The 12,826-nt window shown below is 53.1% G+C and carries 6 protein-coding genes; 1 reads left to right on the forward strand and 5 read right to left on the reverse strand.

What is annotated here, in order from left to right:
- The 5 genes from C233_RS0114105 to C233_RS0114125 form a co-directional block, all read right to left on the reverse strand.
- Positions 1 to 4,542, reverse strand: a complete 4,542-nt coding sequence (locus C233_RS0114105; protein ID WP_026314869.1) for a translocation/assembly module TamB domain-containing protein — start codon at positions 4,540 to 4,542, stop codon at positions 1 to 3.
- Between the two features lie 99 nt (positions 4,543 to 4,641).
- Positions 4,642 to 6,957, reverse strand: coding sequence for a hybrid sensor histidine kinase/response regulator (locus tag C233_RS0114110; RefSeq protein WP_025068882.1), 2,316 nt, complete (start codon positions 6,955 to 6,957; stop codon positions 4,642 to 4,644).
- A 101-nt stretch (positions 6,958 to 7,058) separates the two neighbouring features.
- Positions 7,059 to 8,408 (reverse strand): MATE family efflux transporter, encoded by a 1,350-nt coding sequence (locus tag C233_RS0114115; protein ID WP_025068881.1) that lies wholly within the window; start codon positions 8,406 to 8,408, stop codon positions 7,059 to 7,061.
- A 140-nt stretch (positions 8,409 to 8,548) separates the two neighbouring features.
- Complete coding sequence (locus C233_RS0114120) at positions 8,549 to 9,784, reverse strand: M16 family metallopeptidase (RefSeq protein WP_018668225.1); 1,236 nt, start codon at positions 9,782 to 9,784, stop codon at positions 8,549 to 8,551.
- A 21-nt stretch (positions 9,785 to 9,805) separates the two neighbouring features.
- Entirely contained in the window at positions 9,806 to 10,642 is an 837-nt protein-coding gene (locus C233_RS0114125; protein ID WP_018668226.1) for a peptidylprolyl isomerase, read from the reverse strand.
- 92 nt (positions 10,643 to 10,734) lie between these two features.
- On the opposite strand from C233_RS0114125, the gene C233_RS0114130 reads away from it, so the two are divergent.
- A complete protein-coding gene (locus tag C233_RS0114130) occupies positions 10,735 to 12,090 on the forward strand; it encodes a sigma-54-dependent transcriptional regulator (protein WP_018668227.1) in 1,356 nt (451 codons plus the stop codon).
- The last annotated feature ends 736 nt before the right edge of the window (positions 12,091 to 12,826 follow it).

A 12,826-nucleotide genomic window follows, 5' to 3' on the forward strand; every position in this document is an offset into this window, starting at 1 on the left:
TCATTCTACAGTTTGTTTCTTCTTTTTCTTGAAGATGAAAAGCTCGCCCAGACGGTCCATTTTACGGCGAAGCACAAGGCCTACTCCGGTTTCCGTTATCTCCCCGTCGAGTACGCTCTCGTAGTTCTTGTCATAGAATACCCGGACATAACGCGTTCCGGAAGTATCCAGCCTGTATTCGAGCGATATATTATCTATAAACGATTCCGCATTGTTCGTGGCGTTAGCGCCGGTAGTCACCTTGCCACCGATAACAATCTGTACACGGTCGTTGAAAAGGCGCTGTGAGTAACGGAAACTGTAATCCGTCTGCTTGTCGCCGGTTTCGGCCGCCGTACGGTCCTCCATACCCATTGTGAAGCTTGCATTGATGCTTTGGAAAGCAGAACCCGCCAATGAGTTAATCTGGCTCTGGATAACACTATTCAAAGCACTACCCATAGACAACCCTCCGCCTTTGACACCGCTGTTCATATAAACACCGGTCGCCAACATGGCAATGGCCTGCTTGCTACGTTCCTCGGCCCCCATAGCCTGTAGCTCGTTCTCTACGGTGGCATCGTCCGGAGCCGTTATATCGAAAATCAGCTCGGGGGCATCGAGCCGGTTCTTTATGGCAATGGACACGTCGAAGTTCACCACGCGCGAACCGCCGTCGTCGCCGTCGGCAACCGAGGCGCGCATGCGTTCCGTCGCTTTCAAGTCCAATGTAGGATTCATCGGGTCGCCGCGCCAGTCTACATAACTTCCATTGTTAATCTGGAACTCCTTCAACGGAATGACAGGAAGCGAATACTTCATAATACCACCCGAAAGCGTATAACGACCCGTAAGGCTTATATCACCCTGTGGAGTATATTGCATATTCAGGTCGCCCCCGCCTTCCAACTCGATGAACTTGCTGCGGTCGGGGCTTAGGTCGGCACGCAGGCGCACGGCATTGTCTATGTGTACGGACATAACCATATCCATACCGCCCAGCGACATCGCAGGAGCTTCGGCGGCGTTCACCGAGACCGTATCCGCAAAGGAAGTAAAAGTAACCAGCCCGTCGAGGCGGTCTTCCACCGTCAACGGCGAGTCCGTAAGCACATAGGTAACATCCGTATTTCCCAGCAGGTTCATGTTACCGCGCATGGTCAGGGCATCCAAAGCCCCCCGAACCGTAGCATTCAAATCGACGAACACCTTACCGTAAATGAGGCTTTCACGGGTACGCGGCGCATCCAGCAACGTATAATTCGTAGCCAGCAACTTCAAATCCGCCGTAGGACGTTCCAAGTTGCGGAAGTCCACCTTACCGTCGATAGTGAACGGATTCTTGCTGGTGGTATAGATAGCAAACTTATCGAATATCAACTGGTTGTCCTCAATCTGCACAGGGCGGGCGTCGAACCAGTAACGGGCTCCCGCCTGACGGGCATATACCGACACGCTGTCCAGCGTCACGTCTCCGTGCACCTTGGGATTGTCCAATGGCCCGTAGATATACATCCCGCCGTCGAGGTCGCCGGTAAAGGAAACCATTTGGTCCGGAATAAAGGCATTGGCTATTTCCATAGGGAAATGCTCGAAAGAGGTAGTTACTTCCAGCGTATCCTTACCGTTCTTCTGTGTCAATATGCCGTCGGCAGTCAACACTTCCCGATTGTCATGGCTGAAATACGTATTCAGATAATGCGTAGCCCCCTTATCTCCCGGCAACCATGTAGCGCCCATGCCGATGTTACCCACAGGCTGCCGTTCGTACGTCAGCCCGTCGATACCGGCTTCCGCAGACACCTGCAAGGAAGTGGGTGTCTGTATATACTGCGCCTCTGCAGAAAATAGACCTGTTAACCGGGGCATGTAGGGAAGCACCTCGCTCAACTCGCCCAACTGGAAACGGCTCAGTTCCACATTTATATTCTGCAACGAAATGCTATCGTTCTTATCCGACTGCATACGGAAGCACATACCGTTGTCGCTATCCATATCGATATTGGCGTAAACACGCATATTCCGATGCAGATACACCCAGTTGTTGCCGTCTACGAAACGGAACTTGCGGTAAGCGATAACCGGCTCGGCAGGGATGATGTTGAACATAAGCCCATTACCCTTGCCATGCCCTTCCGTCAGCGGGCGGGCGTTCACGCCAAGCAATACGCCGGTCTGCCCCTCGCCGTCCACATAGTTCACGGTCAGCTCGGCATCCTCGCTCCGAATTTCCCCCGTCAGCGTACTGCGGAATACGAACTGCGGATTTTTCGGCCCGTTAATCACACCGCTTTGCAGCATCATCCGCGAAGTATCCTGTTGCACGGCAAAGAAAACCGTATCGAGCTGCAACGAATCCACATGTAACCCGTGAATGGCCGTCCGCCCGTTGATGCCCCGCGCCGGCGTAGTACCGAAACGGAGGGTAAAGTCATTGAACGTCACATCCTTCGTTTTCAGGAAATAGCTTACCGGATTGGCCTGCCCCGCCGTTAACTGCATGCCCGCCGACGGCAGTACCCGCCGCAAAGCCGCATGGTCCAAACGCCGTTCGTCTATCTGCTTCGTGAGAATGGAGGCGAACTCGCCCGACTGTTCCAGCAGTTCTTTCAACGTGCTGCGTGCCCGGAACTGCAAGTCCATATCACCGGCATCCATTCGCAACTTAATGGAATCGCGGCGTGCCTCCGCCCCCAGGCTAAACGCAAACGGATGCTCCAGAGGCTTAGGCGCAATTCCCAATTTATATAAGTCGAGGTCTTTTACATCCATATCCAGCCTGCCGTCCATATACTTACGGTCGAGGTGCAAATCGGCAGTAGTCTGCATCTTCAACAGCGTATTATCGCTCGCCAGGCGTACAGAGGCTACCGACGACTGCAAGCCGGCATCCAAATCCACATCCGAGATATTCCAGCGGGCATATTGCAGCTCCGCCAGCTTAGCGGACACACGGGCTACCGTCTTGTCGGAGGCGATATCTACCCCCTGCCCCTTAGCGGACACACGGGCTGTAAGCGTATAAATAGAATCCTTGGGCAAGAAGCGGTGAATCTGTAGGGCATCCACCGCAAGGTCGGCATGATATGCCTCGGTTGCCAGGTTGTAAGCGGCATCCAAGTCCAGGCTCCCCCCGCCGTCCTTCACTTTGAGCACGGCATTGCACTGCGGCCCGTCCAGTCCGAGGCGTGCCGCGAGGTTCATGCTGTCGGGCACGACGATAGAACCGTCGGGAGTCATCCCGGTAAGGCCGGTAAGGAAATTGAGGTCTTGCGTCTGCATCTCGAAGTCGAGTTCGGCGCTACGTTTCAGGCTATCCGTAAGATTCCACAGCTCGCCTCCGCCGCTTAGGGAAAAAGCGCCGGGCAAGTCGGCGGTGAAACGGGAAATCTGCATCTGCTTCAAGCTGCCTTCCGTACCGGCACGAATCACCAGCGGACGGAAGGGATAAGCCTCTTTGAAAGTCTCGGGCAATCCGCCGGCAAAGAGCAGTATGTCCTGCTTGCCGATATTGGCATTGAAGCGGGCGGTCAGCCGCCCGGTAGTGGGTATATCCACCAATTCCCAGTAAGTCTGTGCCGTCAAGTCCATTTCGCTGTGCGGCGTCCTGACTTGCAGGTAAGGAATACGGATAAGGGTAGAGTCGGCAAACAGCCGCCCGGTCAGGGAAGTCACCGTCAGCCCGGAACGGTCGTATAAGGAGAACTCGCGCACAACGGCGTTCAAGTCGCGGCCGCAGGTCATCACCGAGTCAATGCCGATACGGATATCGCGTAAAGCAATGTGCGAAGCATCGAAACCCTCTGCCGGCGCAGCCGTACCCACATCATAATTCACGGCAGTACCCGCAAGGGCAAATCTCCTCCAACCATAGAATTGGCGTTTAAGGTCGGCATTCGCATCTTCTATGCTTGCCTCCCCAATATCGGCGGCCAAAGTCATCGAGTCGAGCGGCATCTGCAAATCCACCGAAACATCCTTCAGTTTCAAGCTATGCAGGGCTATCCGCCAATCCAAGGCGGTCTGGGTGGTATCTGCCGGAGTTCCGGCAGTGTCGGCAAGCATCACTTGCACATGGGTATCGCTCAGTTCCACGCTGTTCAGCACGACATCCTCTCTTTTCAAGTCGATGCCGTGGCTCTCGAGAAAAAAACGTCCGAGCGTACCCCTGACATGCATCCCCTCCAACAAGCCGGAAGAATTCACGGTTACCTGCTGCAAGGTGATATCGTCCACCTCTACTCTGCCCTTCAGCAAAGGCCACGCCTGCACGCGGACGTTCAGACTTCCGAGGTCCAGCAAGGTATCGGGATGCTGCACGCCCACAGTATCGTTTGCCGGTTGCACCACCCGTACCCCGCGTACGAGCAGGTTCAAGGGGAAACGAAGGTCTATCCGTTCTACGGAAATATCCATACCCGTAGCATCCGATGCGATTGCAGTAGCCTGCTTCCGTATAAAATTCTGTACGGGAGGCACGTAAAGCAATATCATCAGTATTACAAACAGGATAATAGGAGTGAGCAGCACCCAAAGTGCTCCCTTTAACCATTTTCTTCTCATTGGAACGCTAAACTGTCATCTATTAAAGTCGTACAAAGTAAACAATTAATTTCGAGATAAAGTTCCTAAAGAGCAAAAATACTGCACAATAACAAATGTTTATGGTTGTCCGTCCAAGCCGGCGCCTTGCAAACGGAGAATATCCCCGATAAGAACGAGCGAGCGAAGTGCGCGCTGCTTTTGCTCGGTGGTGAAGGGAGTGCCGCGCAAGCTTTCCAGTACTTTAAGCTCCTCCACCAGCTCCGTAGCGCCGATGAGGGTAAAGAGGGGAATCATCTTATGCGAAACAGCAGCTACCCCGTCCATATCCGCGGCATCCACCGCCTCTTGCAAGCGTCCGGCATTGCGACGGGTTTCGGAAACGAAGCTTTCGAGAATGGACTTTGCCGCCTCGGGGTCGTCACCGGAGAAAGCGGTAAGCGCCGAGAAGTTATAAGAAGGTTGCGGAGACGAAACATCCTCGGCATTCCCGGCTATGTCCTCGCCTTGCCGGACAGATGCTTGCCCGATGCCCTCCATATTCAGCTCCCGGAAAAGTTCCGCCACCGTAAACGGCTTATGCAGACAGCCGGCAAAGCCGCGCGCCGCAAACTCCTCCGGCTTCATGTCGCTGCGGGCGGTAACGGCTATTACGGGGATAGTCCGCGCCTGGGGAAGGTTCGAGGCACGCAGCAGCCTCAGCAGGTCGAAGCCGTTGATAGCCGGCATCTGCACATCGGTCAGCAACACGTCGAAAGTACCGGAGCGCAAAGCATCCAGCAGCTCGTCCGGCTGCATGCACGACACCGAGGCGATACCGCTATGCTGAAGCATGGTGGCGGTAAGCGTAAGCTGGATACGGTCGTCGTCGATAAGCAATACACGAAGCGAAGGTTCGGGGGTAACCGGAGGTTCGCCCTCCGCCTCCTGCGTTTTTTCGCCGGCACTCTCCGACACCCATACCGGGAACAAGGGGACGCGTAGCGTAAACGTGCTCCCTTTGCCCGGCACGCTGTCCACATCGATTGTCCCTTCCAGCAACTGCACCAACATGCGCACAATGGAAAGCCCCAACCCGAAACCTTCCTTGCCTTGCGCACCGGGCAGACGGGTAAACTCCTGGAAAATCCGCTCCCTGTCGGCAGGCTCCATGCCCTTGCCCGTATCTGCAATGGCAACCGCCAGCCGGCGGTCCTCGTAGCGCGCCGTCATCGTTATACCTCCCTCGTCGGTAAACTTCACGGCATTGGACAGCAGATTATTGATAATCTGGCGCAACCGGAGCGGGTCGCTGATGTAAGTACTGTCCAGCTCGGAAGCGATATCGCAATGTAAGTACAGTCCCTTGGCAGAGGTCAGCGGCTCGAAGCTGACGCGAATCTCCTCCAGCAAGCGGGCAGGGTGGAAAGTAACCCGATTTATCTCCGCTTTATGGAGGTCGAGCCGGTGGAAATCGAGCAAATCGACCACCAGCTTCAGCAAATGCTCCGACGAAGTTTTCATATTATCCAGGTAAAAGCGCTGCCGTTCGTCCACCGTAAGGCGGGAAAGCAGGTCAGCATAGCCCATGATAGAACCGAGCGGCGCCTTGAAGTCGTGGGTAATGGCAAGCATCATCTTCTCACGCGTTGCCAACAAGTCCTCGGCACGGCGGCGCGCCTCCTCCAACTCGCGGCGGTAGCGGTTGCTGCGCGTAATGTCGCGCCCTATTATCACCAGGAAAAAGGCGGAGAGCAGCACCGCTCCTGCTGCAATGCCGCTAATTATCTTAACGGAATGGCGGCGTACAGACTGCTGGTACTCCGTCTCCTGGCGGGCATGGAGCAAGGTTTCCTGCTCATAATCTTTCAACAGGCTGTCTATACGGGCGGTCAGCATCTTGTCCATGCGCTGCAAGGTGCGCTTGCGGCGTTGCACAAGCACATTGGCGGCTTTCTGCTGCTGTGCCACGGCACGCAGTTTCTCCTGAAGGGAATCTACCGGGTTATAGACATCGATTACCGTATCCGTAGTATATTCGAAGGAAGTCTTTACCTGAATAGCGGTATCTTTCTTAGGTGGAACGAACACCTCGCCCAACCGGCGGAAGAACCCTTTCTTCTTGGGTTTGGTAACCACCGTATCGCGATGTGCGATGACACGGCGCTGCACATGCCGGGTAGTAACGGCCGAGTCCGGTCGGGCAGCTATGATATTCTCGATTTCACGGGTAGACACCATACTGTCGCTCGTTTCGCTCAGTACACGCAGCATATAGATAGTATTCGCATCCTTCTCCCGCAGGAGGGTGATAAGGCTATCCGTCCACTGCACATCCCGGTCGTCGGAAAGCATGAGATTCTCCATTTCCCGGTGCACGAAGAACAGGGAAAAGAACAACACCCCCAACAGTAAGGTGTATCCCACAGCTATCTTAACTTTCGATACACTATTCATAATCTAAAAAGCGATAAGGCGACCGTACGGCAAAGCGGCAAAGAACGGAACGGCAGGCAAACGGGGCGGTATTCCTCCTATCACGCTATCGCCTTACCTCCCTACTGTTTATTATCTTTTCCCGTTTTATAACGGAAGCGCAGCCATAACATCAGCCCGGCGCTGGTAAGGCCGAACGGGAAAGCCATCCAGACTCCTGCCAGCCCCCACTCCAGTACGAAACCGCAAAAATATCCTACCGGCAAAGATATAATAAAATAAGAAATAAATGCAATAATCATCATCGGCTTTACATCCGATATACCCCGCAGACCATTGGCGAACGTTATTTGCAGACCGTCGCCGAACTGGTAAATCAAGAAGGGGAAAAACAGCGAAGCTACCAGTGCCGAAGCCTCCGCACTGTCTGTAAACCAACCGCCCACCTGCCCGCGCATCACAAAGACAACGCTCATCAGGACTATCCCCATAGCCATTATCAGGTGGAAACCGGCATACGTGGAGCGGCGCACATTCTCCATATCGCCCTGCCCCTTGAAATTGCTGACACGCACCGCCACTGCCGCTCCCATACCGTAGTACATCATAAAGGTGAACTGGGAGATTGTCAGCATAATCTGGTGAGACGCCAAAGCGATAGTGCCCAGCCACCCCACCATGATAGCGCTAAGGCTGAAAGAAGCCGTTTCCATTCCCATTTGCATGCCTACAGGCCACCCCAACGCATTGAGCCGCTTGAATACCGTAAACGACCACCCCATACGGGAGAACCCTACCCGGTAACGGATGAACCGGCGGCTGCGGAGCACAATCGCCGCAAAGACCACCACCATCATAATACGCGAGAACAGCGTACTGATACCTGCTCCCAACAGACCTAACTCCGGAAGCCCCAGCTCGCCGTTGATAAGGATATAGTTGCCTACGATATTCAGTGCATTTCCGCCCAACAGTATCCACATAGCGGTCTTGGTATCGGTAATGCCGTCGGTGAACTGCTTGAAACCATTGAACAACATGACGAAAACCAGCGAAGCGAGTAGTACCAGGTAGTAAGGTTTTATCAACGGTATCAGCTCCTCGGGCTGTCCCAGCCGCTCTACGTTGAAGTAAACCACCGTCATGATAAGGGTAAGCAGCAAAGCTACCAATACATTCGCCGCCAGGCTGCAACGCAAAGCTTGCCCAGCCTCGGCAAAGCGGCGGTTTCCATAAAGGCTTCCCACAATGGGCGTCAGCCCGTAACTGAAACCGGTACTGAAAATGATACAAAGCGAAAACACATTGTTCACGAAAGAAGCGGCGCCCAGCTCCTCGGTACTGTGATGCCCAATCATCAGGGTATCTGCAAAACCGAGAATGATTACCCCCAACTGTCCGATAACAATGGGAAATCCCAGAAAAAACAATGCCTTGTAATGCTGCCTGTAACCGGCTATCGAATTCATCATCTTACTGTCTAAAATTATTTCAAAGGGTGGTACATCCCGTTCCATGCGGTGGTGTTTTCCGTTCCACCCGGAGGAAACCGTTGTTTCAAAGCGTCCCCCCGCTCTTCCTGCCGAGGGACGCAACATACGCCCCTTACCTGTTATTTATCACTCTTATAGTATAATACCACTGCGTTGTCCTCCCGGAAAGTACGCTGCGCCACGGCATACAACCGCTCTGGCGTGACAGAGCGGTAACGCTCTACCTCAAGGTCGATATCTTCCGCCTTTCCGGTCAGTTCGAACCAGGCGAGGTTCGTAGCCACTTTCAGGTAATTGATATTGCCGAATATCTGGGTAGATTCGAACTTGTTCTTCACCTTCTCCAACTCCTGCGTACCCACCGGCGATTGCCGCAATTCCTCCAACTCCCTGCGCACCGCAGCTTCCGCCTGCTCCAACGACACGCCTGCCGCCGGCTTACCGCTGATTTGCAGCAGCCCGGCATCGCGCGTGCCGCTGATATATGCGTCGATACTGGAGAAAAGATTCTGCTCCTGCACCAGGCGGCGGTTCAAACGACTGGAACGTCCGTTGCTCAGAATATCCGACAAAATATCGAATGCATAATAATCGGCATTCCCACGGCCGCACATATGGTAACCCATGAACAAGGCGTCCAGGGGTACGTTCCTTTCTACCGTCAGCCGACGTTCTTCCGTCTGTTCCGGCTCCTGGGGCAACCGCCTTTCGGGAACGTTCCGCCGCGGAATGGGCGCAAACCATTTCCCGGTAAGGGCCACGGCTTCCTTCCACGAGATATTGCCCGTTACAGCCAGCACGGCATTGTTCGGGGCATAAAAACGGTAAAAGAAAGCTTTCACCTCGTCCAACGTAGCCTGCTCGATGTGCGAGAGCTCCTTGCCGATAGTAGGCCAGCGGTACGGATGTACCCGGAAAGCCAGCGGACGGAACAGATGCCCCACATCGCCGTACGGCTGGTTGAGGCAACGTTGCTTGAACTCCTCCATTACAACGCCGCGCTGCACCTCGAGGCTCTGCTCGCTGAAAGCCAGTTCCAGCATCCGGTCGGACTCCAGCCAGAAGGCCGTCTCCACATTCGGTTTCGGAACGGTAAGGTAGTAATTGGTTATGTCGTTGTTAGTCCAAGCATTGTTCTCGCCTCCGGCCAACTGCAAAGGGGTATCGTAATCGGGGATATGCACCGAACCGCCGAACATCAGATGCTCGAACAAATGGGCAAAGCCGGTATGTTCGGGATGCTCGTCGCGGGCGCCCACATCGTAAATGATGTTCAGCGCCACCATTTGCGTGCTGGTGTCCTCGTGATGCACCAGGCGCAGGCCGTTGGGGAAACAATGCTTATTTATTTTCATGCAGTAAAGCGACAGCCCGCCTTATAACACTACCACCTTTTCAATCTTCACATCTTCCTCCGGACGGTCGCTGCAGTCTGTCTTTACCTGCTGGATTTTATCTACGACATCCATACCTTCCACCACCTCGCCGAACACAGTATATTCTCCGTCCAGATGCGGCGTACCGCCGACGGTAGTGTAGGCTTTCACCTGCTCCGGTGTGAAACGGAACTCCGGCTCACCGGCAACCTGCGCCTCCGCCTGCGCGATAAGAGTGTCCTGCAGATTCATCAGCCCTTCCTGGTCACCGTCCTTACGCATTTTGTAGATTTCTTTCATATGTTTCTGCGCCAGGGCATTGAAAGCGTTATTCAGGCGTGCCTGATTCATTTGGTGCTCCATGCCGAGAAGCGTAGAGTCGTTATATACCTTTCCGGTTACGATGTAGAACTGGCAGCCGGACGATTTCTTCTCCGGGTTTACGTTGTCGCCCTGGCGGGCAGCCGACAGCGCCCCCTTCTTGTGGAAGTATTTGGGATAAACGAACTCTGCCGGAACAGTGTACCCTACATCACCGGCTCCTAGCATTTTACCCTTCGGCGCATTCTTCGACTCGGGGTCGCCCGCCTGTATCATGAAATCCTTGATGACACGGTGAAACAGGGTTCCCTCGTATGTACCGTCTTCCGCCAATTTGATGAAATTATCGCGGTGTTTCGGAGTTTCGTTATACAGTTTTACGATGATGTCGCCCGCACTCGTCTCAATCTTCAGCTTCGTTTCTTTTTCCATATTTCCGTCTTTCTTTTGTCCCGGCTTGCAAGCTGTCAAGCCACAAACCAGTATGGTTAATATTACAATGATATCTCTTTTCATCGGTCTTTTTGTTTAATTTAAGTCTGCAAATATACTAAAATCAAACAAAACGACTTACCTTTGTACAATAAAAGAGATAAAAAGCAAAAGGGATGAAATCCATATTAATCGTAGAAGATGACATCACTTACGGTATGATGCTGAAAACATGGCTCGGCAAACAGGGCTTCCATGTCAGCTCCGCCAGCAGCATCGCCCGCGCCCAGAAACATATCGAGGCCGAAACCGTAGACCTGATATTGTCAGACCTGCGCCTGCCCGACCGCGACGGCATAGACTTGCTGAAATGGTTGGGGGAACATTCCCTGCACATACCTCTTATCATCATGACGGGATATGCCGATATACAGTCTGCCGTGCAAGCCATGAAACTGGGTGCGTGCGACTACGTCGCAAAGCCCGTGAACCCCGACGAGTTATTGAAGAAAATGGATGAAGCGCTGAAGCCTTCGTCCGTTCCACCCAAGCAGGCGGCGCATCCCGAAGGAGGCGGCAAGCCTTTCACCCAAACCGCAGAAGGCGCACCTTCCGATTACCTGGAAGGCGAAAGCGATGCCGCCAGGCAGCTTTATAATTACGTCAACCTGGTTTCTCCTACCAATATGTCCGTACTCATCAACGGAGCCAGCGGAACGGGCAAAGAGTATGTGGCGCAGCGCATCCACCAACTGAGCCGCCGCGCCAGGCAGCCATTCGTAGCTATCGACTGCGGTGCTATCCCCAAGGAGCTGGCAGCTTCCGAATTCTTCGGGCACGTGAAAGGTTCTTTCACCGGTGCACTGGCGGACAAAACGGGTGCGTTCGTCGCAGCCAACGGCGGCACTATCTTCCTGGACGAGATAGGCAACCTGAGTTACGAGGTACAAATACAGTTGCTCCGCGCCCTACAAGAGCGTAAAGTACGCCCTATCGGTTCCAACAAAGAGATACAGGTAGACGTACGTTTAGTATCCGCCACCAACGAAAACCTGGAGCAGGCTATCGAGAAAGGTACATTCCGCGAAGACCTCTATCACCGCATCAATGAATTCACCCTGCGTATGCCACAACTGAAAGACCGCCGCGAGGATATCCTTCTTTTTGCCAACTTCTTCCTAGACCAGGCCAACCGCGAGCTGGACAAGCATCTTATCGGCTTTGACGAGAAAGCCTCCAAAGCCCTGTTGGAATACCAATGGCCCGGCAACTTGCGCCAAATGAAAAATATCGTACGCCGCGCCACCCTCCTGGCGCAAGGCAAGCTCATCACCCTGAACGAATTGAGCGAGCTACAAGCCCAGCCGGTATCGCCTGCAGGCATGCCGCTCCGCAACGAGGAAGCCGAGAAGCAACAGATTATCGAGGCGCTGAAACAGACCGGGTACAACAAAAGCCGTGCAGCACAACTGCTCGGGATAGACAGAAAAACGCTATACAACAAACTGAAACTATACGGGATAGAACTGTAATTGTGGAAAAACTCCACACTCTTTTCCACACTTTCCACACAATTCCACACCTCGCCGCAGCATACCGCTCTTTTACAAGAAGATTAGCCCACTTATTTCCAGACACTTATCGCTTACTTGCCAATCTTGGCATATCATTTGAGGTACATTCGGTGTGGGCATAGAAATCCACAATAGCAAAAGTAAATTCTACCTAAACTAAGACAGTATAAAATATCAACCCTATTAAAAGTAAATGAAAAACAAAAAGAATTAGTATTAGTAGTAGCCCTGTTTATGTTTGTTTGTGACGGATAGTTCTTGGCCTGAGCAAAGATGCAAATGGCCAAGAGCATCCAATCCACAACTTTAAGTGGCCGAATAATAGTAAGCGCACTAACAACGAAAAAAGCCGTTTCCTTCTTGTCTATTCCGGGAAACGGCTTTTTTTGATTCGAGCGCCACGAAAGCCGGCGGCGCTGTTACGACCGCCCAACGGCTTCCGATTTTTAGGGACATTCAGTAAATAATATAAAATCAGCCAACTAATTCATACACAAAATATTGCGAATTAGCTGGCTTTTTTGTATCTTTAGGTATTCCCCCGCAAATAAGGTTTGAAGGCCAAAACGGGGGAAATTCCCCGACTAAGATATGGCTAAGATACAAAATATTTCCGAAATTCACCCAACTTTGGGCTTCACAGAATTTGATGTTCTGGAAAAATACCGCAAAAGTTTTAATGAGAGTGAGCTTG

The organism is Bacteroides gallinarum DSM 18171 = JCM 13658 (genome assembly GCF_000374365.1).
GTDB classification, from domain to species: Bacteria; Bacteroidota; Bacteroidia; order Bacteroidales; family Bacteroidaceae; genus Bacteroides; species Bacteroides gallinarum.

Excerpts from the sequence above, each read along its gene's own strand:
- C233_RS0114130 (WP_018668227.1), top strand. The coding sequence starts at position 10,735 with ATGAAATCCATATTAATCGTAGAAGATGACATCACTTACGGTATGATG.
- C233_RS0114110 (WP_025068882.1), bottom strand. The coding sequence starts at position 6,957 with ATGAATAGTGTATCGAAAGTTAAGATAGCTGTGGGATACACCTTACTG.
- C233_RS0114105 (WP_026314869.1), bottom strand. The coding sequence starts at position 4,542 with ATGAGAAGAAAATGGTTAAAGGGAGCACTTTGGGTGCTGCTCACTCCT.
- C233_RS0114125 (WP_018668226.1), bottom strand. The coding sequence starts at position 10,642 with ATGAAAAGAGATATCATTGTAATATTAACCATACTGGTTTGTGGCTTG.
- C233_RS0114115 (WP_025068881.1), bottom strand. The coding sequence starts at position 8,408 with ATGATGAATTCGATAGCCGGTTACAGGCAGCATTACAAGGCATTGTTT.
- C233_RS0114120 (WP_018668225.1), bottom strand. The coding sequence starts at position 9,784 with ATGAAAATAAATAAGCATTGTTTCCCCAACGGCCTGCGCCTGGTGCAT.